The sequence below is a fragment of the Hymenobacter sp. YIM 151500-1 genome (genome assembly GCF_025979885.1).
Classification (GTDB): domain Bacteria; phylum Bacteroidota; class Bacteroidia; order Cytophagales; family Hymenobacteraceae; genus Hymenobacter.
On sequence record NZ_CP110139.1, the window covers coordinates 2,199,028 to 2,217,233 of the forward strand.

Here is an 18,206-nt window from a genome sequence, read left to right on the forward strand (position 1 = left end):
GCTTATTGAAGTATCTCTTCTATTTCGTTGAATGCCATAGCGGTTTCGGGAACGATGCATGCAGGTTGTAGAGACGCGACCCTTCGCGGATGGAAGAAAATGATGAGCTAGAAACTATTGTTTTAGAGCTAGTTCCCCCTCTCTTTTGGAGAGGGAGCTAGGGGGTGAGGTCTGTCATAGCGCCATCAAAAACCTATCAACCTCCGCCTTAGTGATATTCAGCGGGGGCAGCAGGCGCAGCACGGTGGGGTCGGCAGCGTTACCGACGAAAATGTGGTGCTCCGCGAGCAGTTGGTCGCGCAGGTTCTTGACAGGAAAGCCGTATTTGATGCCCACCATCAGGCCCCGGCCGCGGATTTCCTCGGCGCCGGCGTGAGCTTCCAACTCTCGGCGCAGGTAGTGGCCCAGCTCGGCGGCGTGCTCCACCAGATTTTCCTGCTCCATTACCTCCAGCACGGCCAGGGCGGCGGCGCAGGCCAGGTGGTTGCCCCCAAAGGTGGTGCCCAGCAGGCCATGTGAAGCCTTCAATTCAGGCGCAATCAGAATGCCGCCAATGGGGAAGCCGTTGCCCATGCCCTTGGCTACCGAAATGATGTCGGGGCGGATGCCGGCGTGCTGGTGGGCGAAGAACCGGCCGCTGCGGCCGTAGCCGCTCTGCACTTCATCGGCTACCAACAGGGCGCCGTGCTGCCGGCACAGCCCCGCCAGTTCCCGCAGAAACTCATCCGAGGGGCTGACGATGCCGCCCACACCCTGAATGGGTTCGATGATGACGGCGCACACGTCGCCCCCGTGCAGCACCTGCTCTACGGCGGCTAGGTCGTAGTCGAGGAAACTGATGGCGTGGCCGGCGTTGAAGGGCGCCACAATTTTCGGGTTGTCGGTGGCCGCCACGGCTCCGGAGGTGCGGCCGTGAAAGGCGCCCTTGAAGGCAATGACGCGGGTTTTGCCGGTGTGGAAGGAAGCCAGCTTCAGCGCATTCTCGTTGGCCTCGGCCCCCGAGTTGCACAGGAACAGCGCGTAATCTTCGTAGCCCGACACGCGGCCCAGCTTTTCGGCCAGCTCCCGCTGAATCGGAATCTGCACCGAGTTGGAGTAGAAGCCGATGCGCTGCACCTGCTCGGTAAGGCGCTGCACGTAGTGCGGATGGCTGTGGCCAATGGAAATAACGGCGTGCCCACCGTAGAAATCCAGATACTCCCGGCCCTGGTCGTCCCAGAGCGTCGCTCCCAGCGCCCGAACCGGCGTAATGTCAACAAGCGGGTAAACGTCGAAAAGCTCCATGAGTGTCTGTGATAGGGGCGCGTTGCACGCGTCCGCTGGCGTATGGTTTCGTTTAAAAAAATGGTGTATCGGCCGGCTAGTCGTTGGGCTAACCGTTCCCATATATTGGAATGAGTAGTCGTGCTGCCGGGCGGACGCGTGCAACGCGCCCCTACCACATACCCGCTTTCAACTCCAACCCCATCGTCTCCGGCAAGCCGAAGAGTAGGTTCATGTTTTGCACGGCCTGGCCCGAGGCGCCTTTCAGCAGGTTGTCGAGGACGGCGGTGACCAGTAGCTGGCGGCCCTGCTTCTGCACGTGCAGCAGGCATTTATTGGTGTTGACTACCTGCTTCAGGTGCAGCTCCCGCTCCGCCACCGTGGTGAAGGGCGCGTCGGCGTAGAAGTCCCGGAACAGCTGCCGCGCTTCGTCCTCGGTTAGGTCCGAGGGCGTGTACACGCTGGCGAAAATGCCGCGGGTGAAGTTGCCGCGGTACGGCACAAAGTGCACGTCCACGGCCGGGTGCGGCTGGAGCTGGCGCAGGCTCTCCCCTATCTCGCTCAGGTGCTGGTGGGTGAAAGGTTTGTAGATGGACACGTTGCCGCTGCGCCACGAGAAATGCACCGTCTCCGACAAGCTCTGCCCCGCCCCCGTCGAGCCCGTAATGGCCGATACGTGCACGTCGGCGCGGAGCTGGCCCGCAGCGGCCAGGGGCAGCAGGGCCAGCTGAATGGCCGTGGCGAAGCAGCCGGGGTTGGCCACGCTCTGCGCCGCTTGGATGGCGGCCTTGTTCAGCTCCGGCAAGCCGTACACGAAGGTGCGGCCATTGAATTCCTGGTCGGCGTGCAGGCGGAAGTCGTTGCTCAGGTCAATGACGTTGGTAGCGGCAGGCAGCGGGTTTTTCTCGAGCCACGCCTTCGAGTTGCCGTGGCCCAGGCACAGAAACACCACGTCCTCATCCCCGGCCAGCTTCGAGGCAAACTGCACCTCGGTTTCACCTACCAAGTCGTCGTGCACGCTACTTACCGCGTTGCCCGCATTCGAGGTACTGACAATGGCGCTCAGCTCCGCCCGCGGGTGGTGCAGCAGAATACGCAGCAGTTCCCCGGCCGTGTAACCGGCGCCGCCGACAAGGCCAACCTTGATTTTGTGCATAAAGGCTTCACTCCCTAGCTCCCTCTCCGAGGGAGAGGGGGAGCTAGTTTGTAGTTCGTTAGAGCTAGTCTCATCTAGAGCTAGTTCCCCTTCTCTTCTGGAGAGGGAGCTAGGAGGTGAGGCCACCGGAGACGAATCGTTGCTAGGCATCGAAAGAGGCGTGAATCCGTAGCTGGTTGCTGAAAATCTTGATAAAACCCTTGGCGTCGCGGCCGTCCCAGGCGTCGTTTTCTTCGCCGTAGGTGGCCACCGTGGAGCGCATCATGTCGTACTTCGACTCGATGCCTTGCAACTCAAACTGGTAGGGCTTTAAGGTGACGAACACCGTGCCCGACACCCGCGCCTGCGACGACTCCAAAAAGGCTTCCATGTCGCGCATCACCGGGTCGAGGTACTGGGCCTCGTGCAGCAGCGTGCCGTACCAGTTGGCGATATAGTCCTTGTGCAGCAGCTGCCAGCGCGAGGAAGTGTGCTTTTCCAGCAAGTGGTGAGCCTTGATAAGAATCAGCGGGGCCGGCGCCTCTAACCCCACGCGGCCCTTGATGCCCAGAATGGTGTCGCCCACGTGGGTGTCGCGGCCAATGGCGTAGGCGCCGGCCAGTTCATTGAGGGCCTGAATCAGGGCTACGGGCGGTATAGCCTGTCCATTCAGGGCCACCGGCTCGCCCTTTTCAAAGGTGATGCTGATGCTGGCCGGCTCGGTCTGAGTAAGCGGCGTGGGGTAAGCCGACTCCGGCAGGGCTTGGTGCGAGGTCAGCGTTTCCACGCCGCCCACGCTGGTCCCCCAGATACCTTTGTTAATGGAATATTTGGCTTTCTCCCAGCTCATCTCCACCCCGTGCCGCTGCAAATACTCGATTTCGGCTTGGCGGCTCAGCTTCTGGTCGCGGATGGGCGTAATGATTTCTGTGGCCGGCGCAATTACCGAGAAGGCCACGTCGAAACGCACCTGGTCGTTGCCGGCGCCGGTGCTGCCGTGGGCAATGTAGTCGGCTTGATGAGTGCGGGCGTATTCGGCCAAGGCCAGCGACTGAAACATGCGCTCGGCGCTGACGCTTAAGGGGTACGTGTCGTTCTTCAGCACATTGCCGAAGATGAGGTAGCGCAGGCATTGCTGGTAGAACCGCTCGGTTACGTCAAGCACCTCGTGGCGGCTGGAACCCAGCTCGTAGGCTCGCTTTTCGATGGCGGCCAACTCCTCCGGCGAGAAGCCGCCCGAGTTGACTAGTACCGTGTGCACTTCCAACCCCAGCTCGCGGGTCAGATACACCACGCAATAAGACGTATCCAAGCCGCCACTATACGCGAGAACTACCTTTTTCATGGACGAAGATGTGAGAAATGAGAGGCGAGAGAGGAGGGGTGTGGGCGTTACGCAGCTTTCCGAGCATTATCTCGCAAGAGAGTATTGTCATGCTGAGCCTGTCGAAGCATCTCTCCCGCTTCGTTACGGATGCCTGCTCCGTCCTCACGAGTAGAGTTAGCCCGCGGTAGAGATGCTTCGACTTCGCCTCCGGCTGCGCGGACGCCAGATGAAGCATGACGGTTAGCCTCTAGCGTCAGCATGAGGGCTTTCAGCAGGGCGTCTACTACTTTGCTTCGCTCAGGATTTCAATGGTTTGCTGAGCGAAACGGTCGTTGAGGTTGTCGTAAACCATGCCGGTGCACAGGCACAGGCGGCGCTGGTTGTCCTGCAGAATGCCGTAGTTTTTGCAGCTGGCGCAGCCCTTCCAGAAGTCGTCGCTTTGGGTCAGTTCCGGGAAGGTCACCGGGCGGTAGCCCAGCTCATTGTTGATTTTCATCACCGCCGCGCTGGTGGTGATGCCGAAGATGTTGGCCTGCGGGTACTTGGTGCGCGACAACTCAAACACGCGGTGCTTGATGGCCCGGCCCAAGCCCTCCTGGCGCAGCTCCGTGTTGACGATGAGGCCGGAGTTCACCACGAACTTATCGTCCTCAAACGTCTCGATGTAGCAGAAGCCGGCCAGCTGCCCATTGAGGAAGGCAATGATGGCGTCGCCGCGCTCCATCTTCTTAATCAAGTAGTTGGGCTCACGCTTGGCGATGCCTACGCCGCGTTGGCGGGCCGATTCGGCGTACCAGTGGCACAGGGTTTCCGCGTGCTGCGCGTCGGCAGCATCCGCAACTCGTAGAAACATGGCAGGGAAAAGGTAGCTGCCGATATGGCGGCAGCAGGCGCTGAAAACAACTCAGGGGCAGGCAAACAGGCTTTTCCGGGCGCAGCAGATTTCAGCTAGCGGGCCGTAGCGGCCAGCGGCGAAACACAACCAGAAAAGGGCAAGGGAACGGGCCGCAGGGGCCAAAAGGCAGCGGGGCATCTACGGCAACCCGCCCGGCAAACGCACACTAGGGCCTACACTCGTGTCAGTCAGTTAGTCGTTGATTGTTCTCTTCTTCTCTCCCGCTGCTCGGAGCGGGTGCCGCCGGTTTTGCTTGGAAAACGCAGACGGTCCTTGGCAAGCCAGCTCTTAGGCTGGCATAATTCGCACGATCAGCGTGGATCGTCGCAGAAGCGCAAGAGAAGAGAAGTGAATCATGACAAGCACCGGGGCCGCAAGGCGGCGAGTGGTAGTTTCTGCGGCTGCAAATGCGAAGTGCCGCGAAATCGTTGCAATACTAGATGTTTTTTTTCGGAAACTTTGTCGCGCTGGGACCAAAAAAAGTTACGTTGCCGGCCGCGGCCCACGGGCTGGTTGCCGTTGTCGCCTTCCACTTTCGGCGTTCTTGGGCACTCTGAGGCCCTTTCCTCCTGCTGACGTATTGATGAATCCAAGTCTAAAAATATTCAAGATTGGCGGCGGCATTCTGGACGATGAGCCGGCGCTGCGCCGCTTTGTGGCGGAGCTGGCGCGGGTGCCGGGACGCAAGCTGCTGGTGCACGGCGGCGGCAAAGGGGCCAGCCAGCTGCTTGCCGAGCGCGGCATCGAGCCGCAGCTGGTGCAGGGCCGCCGCATTACCGATGCGCCCACGCTGGAAGTGGTGACCATGTTCTACGCCGGCAAAACCAACAAGCAGCTGGTGGCCCTGCTGCAAGCGGCCGGCCTCAATGCCCTGGGCTTGTCGGGGGCCGATGGCAACGTGCTGCAAGCCACACGACGCGCCGTAGTTGACATCGACTACGGTTTTGTGGGCGACGTGCGGCCCGCGGGCGTAAACACCCACCTGCTGCACCTGCTGCTGGACGCTGGGGTGCTGCCCGTGCTGTGTGCCATTACCCACGACGGCCGGGGCCAGCTGCTCAACACCAACGCCGACACCATTGCCAGCACCGTAGCCGTGGCTCTGGCCGCGCGCTACGCTGTAGAGCTGCATTTCTGCTTCGAGAAAGACGGCGTGCTAGCCGACATGCACGATGCCACGTCGGTGATTTCCAGTCTCACCCCAGCCCGGTACCAGGCCCTGAAAGCGGCCGGCGCCGTGGCGGCCGGCATGGTGCCCAAGCTCGATAATGCCTTTGCGGCGCTAACCCAGGGCGTGGAGCGGGTGGTGATTGAACACGCCCTGCGCCTCAACGAGCCGGTGAAAACGGTGCTGACCGCCGATGAGCAGTAGCATTTCCCCCATTGCCCTCGACCAGCTCACGGCCAGCGCCACTGAGCTGCTGCGGGAGTTGATTCGCACGCCCTCTTTCTCGCGCGAAGAAGGCGGCACGGCCGAGCTACTGACTGCTTTTCTGGAGCGCCTCGGCGTGCCAGTGCAGCGTCTCGGCCACAACGTGTGGGCGCGCAACCGCCACTTCGACGCCAACAAGCCCACCATCCTGCTCAACTCCCACCACGACACCGTACAGCCCGGCAGCACTTGGACGTATAACCCGTTCGGGGCCGTGGTGGAGGGCGACCGGCTGACCGGGCTGGGCAGCAACGACGCCGGAGCTTCGGCGGTGAGTCTGCTGGCCGCGTTTCTGCATTTCCAGGGCCAGGAAAACCTGCCCTACAATTTGATTTGCGCCCTTACCGCCGAGGAGGAAATTTCGGGGGCCGGCGGCATTCGGAGCGTGCTGCCTGCGCTGGGCACCATCGACCTAGGCGTGGTGGGCGAACCAACGCAGATGGACCTGGCCGTGGCCGAAAAAGGCTTGGTGGTGCTCGACTGCGTAGCCCACGGCCGCACCGGCCACGCCGCCCGCGACGAAGGCGACAATGCCCTGTACCGGGCCCTGGCCGATATGCAGTGGTTTCGGGACTTTCGGTTTGAGCGGGTGTCGGAGCTGCTGGGGCCGGTGAAGATGACCGTGACGCAAATCCAGGCCGGCACCCAGCACAACGTGGTGCCCGACCGGTGCACGTTTGTGGTGGACGTGCGCCCCAACGAGCTGTATTCCAACGCGGAAGTAGTAGAGCTGGTGCGCCGGCACGTGCAGGCCGACGTAACGCCCCGCTCCCTCCACCTCAACTCCTCGCGCATTTCGCTGGACCACCCGCTGGTACGGCGCGGCCTGGCCCTGGGCTGCTGCCCGTTCGGCTCGGCCACCCTCTCCGACCAGAGCATGATGCCCTTCACGACAGTCAAAATCGGCCCCGGCGACTCGGCCCGCTCCCACACCCCGGACGAGTATATTCTGCTCAGCGAAATCCGCCAGGGCATTGGGGGCTACATTGCGTTGCTGGACGGGTTGCGGCTGTAGTCAGCAGTGCCCAGGCTGGCGCTACAGCGTAGCACTTCCATCGTCACCCGGCCCATCTGTTACCTCTGGCAAAAAAGAGCTGATTGCGCCGTACTCCCGGCCAATGAGCCGCTTTTGCCGGCCCTGGGTTTTGGCTACAACTATCCCGGATTCGGCTACTTTTTCGACTGGCCAAAACGGAAACTTTGCCAGCCTTACCCACTGGCTTTCAAGTTTCAGTACGCAGATGAACGTAACCCTCATAACAGGCGCCTCGGGCGGCATTGGCGAAGCATTTGCCCGTCGGCTGGCGGCCGAAAAGCATAATCTGGTGTTGGTGGCGCGGTCGGCGGAGAAGCTGCGCGCCTTGTGCGACGAGCTGACGCGCCAGCACGGCATCCGGGCGCAGTACGTGGCGCTGGACCTGGCGGCACCAGAGGCAGCCGAGCAGCTGTTTGCCGAAACCGAGCGGCGGGGACTGGAGGTAGACTGGCTGATCAATAATGCCGGCATTGGCTCTATTGGCGACTTTGCAACGCTGGACCTTGGCAGCGAGCTGGCCATGCTGGCGCTGAACCTCACCACCCTAGTGGCCCTGACGCACCGCTACCTGCACCCCATGCGGGAGCGGCGGCGCGGCACCATCGTAGAGGTAGGCTCCATGGCCGGCTTTATGTCCGTGCCGTTTATGGCGGCTTACGCGGCCTCCAAGGCTTTCGTGCGCTCCTTCACCGAAGCCCTGGCCGAAGAAAACGCTCCGCTGGGCATCCGGGTGATGCTGCTGTGTCCGGGGGCCACGGCCACCGGCTTCTTCGACGCCGCTAACGTAGGCTCGGAAAACATGGGCCTTTTCGGCGAGCTACAAACGCCCGCGCAGGTAGTGGAAGCCGCCATGAGCGGCCTGCGCGCCGGCAGGCGCACGACCATTTCCGGGGCGAAAAACGCCCTGCTGGCCCGGCTGGGCAAGATCATTCCTACCTCGCTTATTGTGCGCAGCCTGGCCGGCACGTATCGGCCTATCTACCAGAAGGTAACTGCGCCGAAGCTGTAGCTTTGCGCCTACCATGACGCAGGAAAACCCGCCGCATTTCGTCATCACCTCGGTGGCCGAGCAGCACCGGCTGCTGGCCCTGCCCGCGCCCCCGCACCCGTTGGTAAGCGTGCTGCAATTCGACGAGCTGCGGCCGCCACCAACCACAACCTGGTCGGGCTTGCTTTCGACGGGATTCTACACCGTTGCGGTCAAGAAGAACTGCCCCTGCAAAACCGCGTACGGGCAGCTCCGCTACGATTTCGACCACGGGGTGCTGTCGTTGGTGGCTCCCGGCAAGGCGGTGCTGTGGAACGCGGCCGATAGCCTGCCGCCCGCGGGCTGGCTGCTGCTCGTGCACCCCGACCTGATCCGCCGCTACGCCCTGGCTCACCGCCTGAAAAGCTACAGCTTCTGGCACTACGCCGCCCACGAAGCCCTGCACCTCTCGGCGGCCGAGGAAGCCACGCTCGACAACCTGCTACTCGGCTTGCAGCAGGAGTGCCGGGCTGCCCCCGCCGGGTTCAGTGAGGAAATGGTCGTCACGTATTTCGACCTGCTACTGCAATACGCCAACCGCTTTTACAACCGGCAGTTTGCCAGCCGCAGGCTCGCTGGCCGCGAGCTGCTGGCCCAGCTGGACGCCGCGCTGTACAGCTACCTCAACAGCGAGCAAACCACAGAAAACGGCGTGCCTACGGCGCACTACCTGGCCGGGCAGGTGCACATGTCGGCCAGCTACCTCACCGACTTGCTGAAGCGCCTAACCGGGCAAAGCACGCAGCAGTACATTCATGGCAAGCTGCTGGACAAAGCCAAGGAGCTGCTGGGCGCGTCGAAGTGGTCGGTGGCGGAAATTGCGTACTGCCTGGGCTTCGAGCACCCGCAGTCGTTTAGCAAGCTGTTCAAGCAGAAAACCGGTCTGTCGCCGCTGCAATTTCGCCAAGCCAGCCACCACGCGGCCAGTCGGGCGGCGTAATTGCCGGGCCGGCGCGGGGCCACTGACTAGGTACCCTCCTACCTTTGCGGCCATGAAAATCTGGGACAAAGGCATTGCCGTCGATAAGAAAATCGAGCAGTTCACCGTGGGGCGCGACCGGGAGCTGGATATGTATTTGGCGAAGTTTGATGTGCAGGCCAGTGCGGCCCAGGCCAACATGCTAGCGCGGGCCGGGCTGCTGACGGAACAGGAAAACCAGCAGCTACAGCAGGGCCTGACGGAGCTGGCGGCGCAGCTGGAGGCCGACACCTTTGTCATCGAAGACAGCTTCGAGGATGTGCACTCCAAAATCGAATATTACCTCACCGAGCGGTTCGGCGACGCGGGCAAGAAAATTCACACCGCCCGCTCCCGCAACGACCAGGTGCTGACGGCCATCCAGCTGTTTCTGAAGGACTACGCCCGGCGCGTGGCCGCGCAGGTGCTGGTCCTGGTGGAGGTGCTGCTGCAAAAAGCCGAGCAGCACCAAGCCGACCTGATGCCCGGCTACACTCACTTTCAGGCGGCCATGCCCAGCTCGTTTGGGCTGTGGTTTTCGGCCTACGCCGAGCATTTGCTGCTGGATTTGGCTCTGTTTGAAGCCGCCCACACCGTAGCCGACCAGAACCCGCTGGGCTCGGGCGCAGGCTTCGGCTCCTCCTTCCCCATCGACCGGCTCCAGACCACCCGCGAGCTTGGTTTCGGACAAGTTGCCGTGAGCAGCGTGGGGGCCCAGATGCTCCGTGGCAAGACGGAGCGCACTACGGCCTTTGCCGTGGCCGGGCTGGCCGCTACCCTCGCCAAAATGGCCTACGACCTGGTGCTCTACAACTCGCAGGATTTGGCCTTCGTGGAGCTACCAGCCGCGTTTACCACCGGCTCTAGCATCATGCCCCACAAGAAAAACCCCGATGTGTTCGAGCTGATTCGGGGGCGGTGCAACGCCTTGCAGGCCCTGCCCAACACCGTGCTGCTAGCCACCGCCGGCCTACCCAGCGGCTACCACCGCGACTTTCAGATTCTCAAAGAAATTCTATTTGAACCCCTCACTCAGCTGCTCGACATCCTGGACATCGTGGCCTTTGCCCTGCCCCAGCTGCGCATCAAGCCCGACTTGCTGAAGCAACCCAAATACGACGCGGTGTTTTCAGTGGAAAATATCAACCAGCTCATTCAGGCCGGCGTGCCGTTTCGGGAGGCGTACAAGCAGGTAGGCCGGGCCGTGGAAGACGGCAGCTACGTGCCGCACCGTGAGTTTCACACTACGCACCTGGGCAGCGTGCATAACCTGGGGCTGGAAGAAATCCGGGCGAAGGTGGCGCGAATGCGGGCGGGCAGTAAGTGGTTGCAATAGATGGAAAGAAAGCCTATCGGCTATAGCTGGACTCACTTCTGTCTCATTTTGCCAGCTTCGCCTTCTGATTTGTTATCCTGTTGTACAAAAAACTTGAGCAGAAGTAAAAAAGGACAAATTGCCATTACGGCAAGGCTAACGAGCCGCAGAATGCCAATCAGTTGATGAAACCAAGTCTGCTTTTCCCCTATACTTTCGACTGCCCATATGGTAGCTGCTATGTAAAACACAAACCCAGCTACTGTGAATAAAAACAGTTTAGTGAAGGAAGGAAGCAACCTCATGGACTTTTTTAATTAAAGAAAGAATAATTTAAACAAAACTATACAATAAACCCCGACCAGCACTACTGGTCGGGGTTTACTTCGTGCCGTTTGGGCACAAGCTAAAGCGTGTGCCACATTTCTACATCTACAAGTGAATCACTTCGCCGTAGGCAGCGGCGGCGGCTTCCATCACGGCTTCGCTCATGGTGGGGTGCGGGTGCACGGCTTTGATGATTTCGTGGCCGGTGGTTTCGAGCTTGCGCGCTACGACTACTTCGGCAATCATTTCCGTAACATTCGAGCCAATCATGTGGGCGCCGAGCCACTCGCCGTACTTCTTATCGAAGATGACTTTTACGAAGCCGTCTTTGTTGCCACCAGCCGAGGCTTTGCCGGAGGCGGAGAAGGGGAATTTGCCCACCAGCACGTCGTAGCCTTGCTTTTTGGCTTCCTCCTCGGTGTAGCCCACCGAGGCAATTTCGGGCTGGGCGTAGGTGCAGCCGGGAATGTTCTGGTAGTTGAGCGGCTCGGGGTGGTGGCCGGCAATTTTCTCGACGCAGATAATGCCTTCGGCCGATGCCACGTGGGCCAGGGCCGGGCCGGGCACGATGTCGCCGATGGCGTAGATGCCCGGCACGTTGGTCTGGTAGAAGTCATCGACGATGACGCGGCCCTTCTCCACCTTGATGCCCAGCTCTTCCAGGCCCAGGTTTTCGAGGTTGGTTTGCACGCCCACGGCGCTCAGCACCACGTCGCAGGCCAGCTGCTGCTCGCCTTTCTGGGTTTTGATGGTCACCTGGCAGCCCTCGCCGCTGGTGTCCACGTTCGTGACTTCGGCACTGGTCAGCACGTTGATGCCCATCTTCTTGAACGACTTCTCCATCTGCCGCGACACTTCCTCGTCCTCCACCGGCACAATGCGGGGCAGGTACTCCACGATGGTTACCTCAGAGCCCATGGAGCGGTAGAAGTAAGCAAACTCGACGCCGATGGCGCCCGAACCCACCACCACTAGGCGCTGGGGCAGCTGCTCCAGGCTCATGGCCTTGCGGTACTCGATGATTTTTTTGCCGTCGATGGGCAGGTTGGGCAGCTGGCGGGCCCGCGCGCCGGTGGCCAGGATAATGCTCTTGGCTTCGACGGTTTCCTTCGAGCCGTCGGCTTTGGTTACTTCCACCTGGCCGGGGGCTAGCAGCTTGCCCGTGCCCGACACCACGTCGATTTTATTCTTTTTGAACAGGAAGTTGATGCCCTTGCTCATGCCATCGGCCACGCCGCGGCTGCGGCCGACTACGGCCTGGAAGTCGAAGCTCACGCCCTCAGCCCGGAGGCCGTAGTCCTGGGCGTGGTTGAGGTATTCAAACACCTGGGCGCTCTTGAGCAGGGCTTTGGTGGGAATGCAGCCCCAGTTGAGGCAGATGCCGCCGAGCGACTCGCGCTCCACCACGCCTACTTTCAAGCCCAGCTGCGAGGCCCGGATGGCAGCCACATAGCCGCCGGGGCCGCTGCCGATAACGACCAGGTCGTATTGCAATGCCATGTTGTGTTCGGTTGAGAAGTTAGAAGGGAAATGCCGCCCGGCCACCTCCGGCGCCGCGCGGCTCAGCAAAGATAGGCAGGCGCCGCTTCTCCTCCGCGGCCCGCCGCAACCCAGCCCAAGCAGAACAGTAAAAGCCGCCGTGGCCCACGCAGCCCTTTGCGGCACGGGCCCGTACAAGGCCCACTGTCCAGTTTTCAGGACCTGTAGGCCGTTGTCGCCGTTTTTTCCTTGCTCATTTTCTTTGATGAAGACACCCGTACTCTCCCTGCTTGCGGCCACGCTGCTGGCCGCCGCCTGCACCCGCAGCACCGCCGACGTAGAACGCCCCGTAACCGCCGCCGTCCGCAGCCAGGCGCAGGAAGCCGCTGCCGCCCGCACCGCCGACTCACTGGCTGCTACGGGAGCCGTAGCCTCGGCCGCTACGCCTGCTGAGTCAGTTGCTCCGCCAGTTGCACCAGCGCCAGCTGCCCCGCCTCGCAAAACCACCGCCGACTACAAAGCCGACCTGCGCGCGGCCAGTACCCGCCTGCGCACCACCCCGCGCGACGCCGAAGCCCTCTTGCAACGAGCCAAGGCCCACAGTCAGCTCAAAGACTACCGCGCCGCCCTGGCCGACTACAACGCCGTACTGCGCCTGCAACCCACCCGCGCCGAGGCTTACTACAACCGCGGCCTCACCCGCCTCAAGCTCAAAGAATACAACGCCGCCATCAGCGACTTCACCAAAACCGTCAAGTACAACCCCGAGGACAAGGAGGCCTACTTCGGGCGCGGCACGGCCAAGATGCAGCTGTTCAACTTCAAAGGCGCCATTCCCGACTTCACCCGCGCCCTGGCCCTCGACCCGCACTACGCCGATGCGCTGGAGTACCGCGGCATCAGCTACGCCTCCATCAACAAACCCACCGAAGCCCGCGCCGACCTGGAGCAAGCCGCCCGCCTCAACCCCGAAGCCGCCAAAAGCCTGCGGCGGTATGGGAAATGAGGTGATGGGGTAAAGGGTGACAGGTAACACGTGACAGGTGGACCGTCCTGCTGAGCGAAGGCGTAGCCGCAGTCGAAGTATCTCTACCTCTGACTAACTCCAACCGTCAGCAACGAAGCGGGAGAGATGCTTCGACAAGCGGACGCCAGATACAGCAGGACATTCTCACCTGTCACGTGTCACCTGTTACCCTTTACCCCATCACCTCATTTCCCCAACAACAGCTTCACGTAAAACCCTGGCTGGCGGAGCCGTTCGCGCAGGTCTAGGTCGAGGAACATATTGCTGATGGTTTCGGCCAGGGTGGGGTTGTTGGCGGCGCGGTTGGCTATGAAGTTGAACAGCCAGGGGTAGTTGAGCAGGCGCTGCATGGCCCGGCTCAGGCGCAGCTCCTGCCACAGGCGGTTGTATACAGCCGCATCGTAGCCACGCAGGAAAGTGGGCGAGAAGTCCTGGGCGGCCAGGGCCCGGCCGGCCCAGTCGGCGGCGTGGCGGCCCGACACCATGGCGTGGCTGATGCCCTCTCCGCTGAACGGGTCGATGAGGGAGCCGGCGTCGCCGAGCAGCAGGTAGCCGGGCCCCGACAGCGGGCGGCGCTTGGAGCCCAGCGGCAGCCCAAAGCCCCGCACCGGCCCCAACCGCTCGGCCCCGGCAAACCGTTCTTTCAGGGCCGGGTGGGTGCGCAGCATGTCGTCGAGCCGCTCCCGCAGCTTCACCTTCTTCTTCGACACGGCTTCCGTAAGCATGCCCACGCCCACGTTGGCCTCGCCGTTGGGCAAGGGAAACACCCAGAGGTAGCCGGGCAGAAAGTCCCGGATGAAGTGCAGCTCGATGAAGTTGTGCGGATGCAAGCCCTGCACGCCCCGGTAGTAGGCCCGCAAGCCGGCGCAATGGTGAGCCGCTTCCAGCTCGTGCCCACCGATTTGGCGCGCAAAGCTGGATTGGGCCCCATTGGCGACGAGCAGCAGGCGGGCGGTGGCTATTTCCGAGCCATCGGCGGCCAGCAGGCGCCAACGGCCGTCGGGCAGGGGCTCGTGGCGGGCCACGTCGGTGTTTTCGCGGAAGTCGATTTCAGGGCGGCGGCGCACTTCCTCGATGAGGAAGTTGTCGAAGTGGACGCGCTTGCTGATGTGGCCGGCGGCGCGGTCCTGGGCCGGGTTGTAGTGGGGCTTGAAGGGCACGGCCAGGCGGCGGCCGTTGGGGGCGTAGAAGTCGATGCCCCAGCTGGGTAGTTGGATGGGTTCGGCGGCCAGGCGCTCCGGCAACTCCGCCCCAATGCGGCGCAGCTCGTTGATGACTTTGCCACTGAGGGCGTCGCCGCACACTTTGTCGCGCGGGAAGGTGGCGCGGTCCAGGAGCAGGCAGCGGTGGCCGGCGCCTGCCAGGTGCAGGGCCGCCGTGGCCCCGCCCGGCCCGGCGCCCAGAATGCAGATATCAATCATGAAAAAGCTACAAGCGTCAAGCTGCAAGCTACAAGCTGACGTTCAAACAGCAGCCTACAGCTTAGCTTGGCGCTTGAGCTACATCAGACTTACAGCTAAAAAAAGCTTGTAGCTTGCGGCTTAAAGCTTACAGCTCTATACCAAACATGACCAAACTGCTCGACGGAAAAGTGGCCCTGATTACGGGGGCTTCCAAAGGAATTGGCCGCGCCATTGCGGTGTATTTTGCCCAGCAGGGCGCTCAGGTGGCCTTCACCTACCTTTCCAGCGTGGAGAAAGGCCAGCAGCTGGAGCAGGAGCTGGCCGCCCACGGCACCAAGGTGAAAGGCTTCCGCTCCGACGCCTCCATTTACCAGGACGCCGAGAAGCTGGTGGACGACGTGGTGGCCGAGTTCGGCAAGCTGGATATCCTCGTCAACAACGCCGGCATTACCCAGGACGGGCTGCTGATGCGCATGAGTGAGCAGCAGTGGGACCAGGTGCTGGCCGTGAACCTGAAGTCGGTGTTCAACCTGACCAAAGCCGCCACCAAGCCTATGATGCGGGCCAAAGCCGGCTCCATCGTCAACATGACCTCGGTGGTGGGCATCAAAGGCAACGCCGGCCAGACCAACTACGCCGCCAGCAAGTCGGGCATCATCGGCTTCACGAAGTCGGTGGCCCTGGAGTTGGGCTCGCGCAACATCCGCTGCAACGCCATTGCCCCCGGCTTTATCGAGACGGAAATGACCGACGCCCTGGACCCCAAGCAGGTGGACGAGTGGCGCAAAGCCATTCCGCTGAAGCGCGGCGGCACCCCCGAGGACGTAGCCAAAGCCACGGCGTTTTTGGCCTCGGATGATTCGTCGTACATCACCGGCCAGGTGCTGCAAGTGGACGGCGGCATGCTGACGTAGGTTGAAAGTAGTAGCCAGGTAGGCTAGCTTTGTTAACCTGCCTGGTTTTTTCTACCGCCATATTCCGTATCTTCTGCCGTATGATTCCTGCCGAAATAACCCAGTACATCAGCCTGAACTCGGAAGTCCGTTTTGGTAAGCCTGTGGTGACAGGCACGCGCACGACTGTGGCTGAGGTGCTTGAAATGCTGGCTAACGGCATGACACCGGAACAAATCAGAGAGGATTACCCAGCCCTGGGGCCGGCGCATATCCGGGCCTGTTTGCTGTACGCGGCCTACATGGAAAGCATCATGCTTGTTGCCGCTTAACTTATGCGCCTGCTCCTTGATGAAAATATTATTGGCGGTTAGTGGCGTATCTGCGCCCCCACGTGCAAGAAGTGCGGCACGTGCGCGACATGGCCTTGACAGCAGCCCGGATACTTCTATCTCGCGGTATGCTCAGCGAGAAGGTTTCCACTTGCTCACCAAAGACGAAGACTTTACTCGGCTGGTGTTGACGCAGGGATTTCCATCCAAAGTAATTGTCGTTACCAACGCGCAGGTACCCGTGCAGCAACTAGCAGCGTTTTTGCAGACCCACTTACCTCACCTGAAAGCCTGGAGCTGGTGACGGTGGAGTAATAGTTGGCCTACTACTTTCTAGATACCCTGCAAAGCATAATCAGCGAAGCTTACTACTCCAAAGTTCTTAACAGTTTGCTGCGTTTCCAGCCCAGGGTTTGAGGTGGTATCATTGCAGGAGTACTCGAGGCGGCTGAGGCGGTGCAGAAACCAGTTGCGGCGGGCACGGTCGTAGCGAAACGTAATGAAGCCAGCAGTTTTGTCACAGGCACCATAAAGGCTCTCAAAAGTGAAGTAGTTGCCTTTCATGACAATGGCCTGATGCGGGTCGCCAACTCCGGCGCCCCCGCACTCTGAGCAGTCCACCAAGTTGTCGTTGGTGGCCGCAATGCGCAGACTACCACCTTCATTAACCACCAATAGTACCGTTCGGCACTGCGCGCCTTCTATTCCTGATTCCGCGTCGCAGGGCCGTTCGGCCACTACAATCAAGTCAGGCTTGCCATCGGTGTTAAGGTCCCCGGCTTCAAAGTCTCCCACTGTCAGCTTGGGAAAGCGTTGCTGAATTAAGGCGTTGAGCACCGCCGTCGTGTCCGTAATGGTAGCTGGCATTTCGGGTGTAACGCGGGTAGCAGGAGCACTGGCGGCCGACGGCATAGCTGCGGCGGCAGCCTTGGTAGCTTGCTCAGGCTGAGTGGAACAAGCGGTAAACCAGAACAGCAGGCTGACAGCAGCACAGCGTAACAGAGTAGGAATCATACTTATTGGATAGGTCAGCAATAATACAACATTATCTGTGTGATTGCCTATTACAGTTATTCAGCCGCCTTGCCGGTAACATATGGAAACGGCAAGTTGACACGGATTTCGTGGTCCTGGCCGGCAGAGTTGATGTAGCGGGCGGTTCGCATGACGCGCAGGGCTTCTTCGTCGCAGCCGTAGCCCAAGCCTTTTACCACGGCTACGTCCTGCGGCTTGCCGTCCTTGTCGATGAGGAACTGTAGGGTTACCTGACCGGTTATCTGCTTCTGCCGGGCGGCGGCCGGATACTGCAGGCGGGCGTACAGTGCCTCGTAGCCGCCAATCAGCTCTACTTCTGATTTCTCCTCTTTCGCAGCTGCCCGCGGCGCTACGTACAGCTCCGGCGGGTTGGGGTTGTGCGTGGCGGTGGGCACTTGGTAGGTGATGCCGAACTGCTTCAGATACTGCTCCAGCGGCTCCAGGCCACTCTTTGCCCGGCGGATGTTCACGTTAGGTTCGTCCTCGATGGGCACGACCTGGTACTTGCCCTGCACCGCCGGCCCTAGCTGCGAGCCATACAGCTGCTTCTCGCCCCGCATGTCTCGAATACGGTCAATAAACAAAGCCAACGACGACCACGGCAACTCGTCTTTTTCGGCGGCAACTGTCAGTAGCGGCAGGTATTTTTCATCGGGGGTATGCTGGATGACGAGGAACGCCGTCGTCTTCAGATACTCTCCCACCAACGACTTGCCGGGGTAGCCGTGCCGGGCCAACAGGCTATCTACCTGCCGGATCAGCCGCACGTCAATCATGCCCTGCTTGCGCATGGCAGCCTTTACTTGGGGCGAATCTGGCCCAAACTGTCTTTCAGCTCGCTTTGCTTCCACCCGGTACTTCTGGTCTTGCTGATCTATTTTCCGCAACAGCGCCACCAAGGGCTGGTTGAAGCGGGCTTCGTGCTGCTGCTGTTTGGTGCGGGCCTGGGCCAGCAGGTTGCTCCACCCCGGCTGCTTCTGCAATGCAGTCAAATCAGCATCATACTGCAAGTCTGCGGCGGAAACATACCCCAGCTTCACGGCCTGCTCCAGAAGGCGCAACGCCGTGGGGTACTCCTGCTTCTGGGCGGCGGCCTGGGCTTGCTGGTACGCGGCGCGGGCAGTGACGAGCGGCGTGGCCGACGGGGCCTGGGCGGCGGTTTGGTTTGGGCTCAGCACCGAGGCCCACAGGCCAGCCGCGCACAGGGCGGCCACCAAGCGGTAATGTCGTGACATACTATAAAAAAGTAAGGAATAAATGACAAAATACTTACGCCGCGAAGCTACTCGTTTCTGCCTTACCTCTTCTCGCCCACGAACTCC

The 18,206-nt window shown here is 61.2% G+C and carries 17 protein-coding genes; 9 read left to right on the top strand and 8 right to left on the bottom strand.

Translation table 11 applies throughout. From position 1 onward, the window contains the following. Positions 1 to 174 precede the first annotated feature (174 nt). The 4 genes from OIS53_RS09150 to OIS53_RS09165 all read right to left on the bottom strand — a co-directional run bounded on the left by OIS53_RS09150 (position 175) and on the right by OIS53_RS09165 (position 4,578). Positions 175 to 1,284, bottom strand: coding sequence for an aspartate aminotransferase family protein (locus OIS53_RS09150; protein WP_264682095.1), 1,110 nt, complete (start codon positions 1,282 to 1,284; stop codon positions 175 to 177). Between the two features lie 151 nt (positions 1,285 to 1,435). Next, positions 1,436 to 2,419 carry an N-acetyl-gamma-glutamyl-phosphate reductase gene (gene argC, locus OIS53_RS09155; protein WP_264682096.1) on the bottom strand — a complete coding sequence of 328 codons (984 nt, stop codon included), beginning with the start codon at positions 2,417 to 2,419 and terminating at the stop codon, positions 1,436 to 1,438. 142 nt (positions 2,420 to 2,561) lie between these two features. Beyond that, a complete protein-coding gene (gene argG, locus OIS53_RS09160) occupies positions 2,562 to 3,743 on the bottom strand; it encodes an argininosuccinate synthase (protein WP_264682097.1) in 1,182 nt (393 codons plus the stop codon). A 265-nt stretch (positions 3,744 to 4,008) separates the two neighbouring features. Further along, positions 4,009 to 4,578, bottom strand: coding sequence for a GNAT family N-acetyltransferase (locus OIS53_RS09165; protein ID WP_264682098.1), 570 nt, complete (start codon positions 4,576 to 4,578; stop codon positions 4,009 to 4,011). Between the two features lie 625 nt (positions 4,579 to 5,203). Here OIS53_RS09165 and argB point away from each other — a divergent pair. From argB to argH, 5 genes are all read left to right on the top strand, one after another. Beyond that, the gene (argB, locus tag OIS53_RS09170; protein WP_264682099.1) at positions 5,204 to 5,992 is read left to right on the top strand and encodes an acetylglutamate kinase; all 789 of its coding nucleotides are present in this window, start codon (positions 5,204 to 5,206) and stop codon (positions 5,990 to 5,992) included. Continuing rightward, positions 5,982 to 7,067, top strand: coding sequence for a M20 family metallo-hydrolase (locus OIS53_RS09175; RefSeq protein WP_264682100.1), 1,086 nt, complete (start codon positions 5,982 to 5,984; stop codon positions 7,065 to 7,067). The genes argB and OIS53_RS09175 overlap by 11 nt, the downstream gene beginning before the upstream one ends. Before the next feature lie 226 nt (positions 7,068 to 7,293). Continuing rightward, on the top strand, positions 7,294 to 8,097 hold the full coding sequence (locus OIS53_RS09180) for an SDR family NAD(P)-dependent oxidoreductase (RefSeq protein WP_264682101.1): 804 nt from the start codon (positions 7,294 to 7,296) through the stop codon (positions 8,095 to 8,097). Between the two features lie 13 nt (positions 8,098 to 8,110). Beyond that, complete coding sequence (locus OIS53_RS09185; RefSeq protein ID WP_264682102.1) at positions 8,111 to 9,055, top strand: helix-turn-helix domain-containing protein; 945 nt, start codon at positions 8,111 to 8,113, stop codon at positions 9,053 to 9,055. A gap of 52 nt (positions 9,056 to 9,107) precedes the next feature. Continuing rightward, positions 9,108 to 10,409 (top strand): argininosuccinate lyase, encoded by a 1,302-nt coding sequence (argH, locus tag OIS53_RS09190; protein ID WP_264682103.1) that lies wholly within the window; start codon positions 9,108 to 9,110, stop codon positions 10,407 to 10,409. Between the two features lie 411 nt (positions 10,410 to 10,820). On the opposite strand, the gene lpdA is transcribed toward argH, so the two are convergent. After that, the gene (gene lpdA / locus OIS53_RS09195) at positions 10,821 to 12,215 is read right to left on the bottom strand and encodes a dihydrolipoyl dehydrogenase (protein ID WP_264682104.1); all 1,395 of its coding nucleotides are present in this window, start codon (positions 12,213 to 12,215) and stop codon (positions 10,821 to 10,823) included. Between the two features lie 244 nt (positions 12,216 to 12,459). On the opposite strand from lpdA, the gene OIS53_RS09200 reads away from it, so the two are divergent. After that, on the top strand, positions 12,460 to 13,200 hold the full coding sequence (locus OIS53_RS09200) for a tetratricopeptide repeat protein (protein WP_264682105.1): 741 nt from the start codon (positions 12,460 to 12,462) through the stop codon (positions 13,198 to 13,200). A gap of 206 nt (positions 13,201 to 13,406) precedes the next feature. Here the strand turns inward: OIS53_RS09200 and OIS53_RS09205 are convergent, their stop codons facing one another. Then, entirely contained in the window at positions 13,407 to 14,642 is a 1,236-nt protein-coding gene (locus OIS53_RS09205; protein ID WP_264682106.1) for an NAD(P)/FAD-dependent oxidoreductase, read from the bottom strand. 146 nt (positions 14,643 to 14,788) lie between these two features. On the opposite strand from OIS53_RS09205, the gene fabG reads away from it, so the two are divergent. The 3 genes from fabG (at position 14,789) to OIS53_RS20470 (ending at position 16,153) form a co-directional block, all read left to right on the top strand. After that, entirely contained in the window at positions 14,789 to 15,538 is a 750-nt protein-coding gene (gene fabG / locus OIS53_RS09210) for a 3-oxoacyl-[acyl-carrier-protein] reductase (protein ID WP_264682107.1), read from the top strand. A gap of 80 nt (positions 15,539 to 15,618) precedes the next feature. Beyond that, on the top strand, positions 15,619 to 15,849 hold the full coding sequence (locus OIS53_RS09215; protein ID WP_264682108.1) for a DUF433 domain-containing protein: 231 nt from the start codon (positions 15,619 to 15,621) through the stop codon (positions 15,847 to 15,849). 19 nt (positions 15,850 to 15,868) lie between these two features. Further along, the gene (locus OIS53_RS20470; protein ID WP_413775193.1) at positions 15,869 to 16,153 is read left to right on the top strand and encodes a DUF5615 family PIN-like protein; all 285 of its coding nucleotides are present in this window, start codon (positions 15,869 to 15,871) and stop codon (positions 16,151 to 16,153) included. 29 nt (positions 16,154 to 16,182) lie between these two features. Here OIS53_RS20470 and OIS53_RS09220 read toward each other — a convergent pair whose 3' ends face one another. After that, a complete protein-coding gene (locus tag OIS53_RS09220; RefSeq protein WP_264682109.1) occupies positions 16,183 to 16,863 on the bottom strand; it encodes a hypothetical protein in 681 nt (226 codons plus the stop codon). Between the two features lie 56 nt (positions 16,864 to 16,919). After that, complete coding sequence (locus tag OIS53_RS09225; RefSeq protein ID WP_264682110.1) at positions 16,920 to 18,119, bottom strand: energy transducer TonB; 1,200 nt, start codon at positions 18,117 to 18,119, stop codon at positions 16,920 to 16,922. Positions 18,120 to 18,206 lie beyond the last annotated feature (87 nt).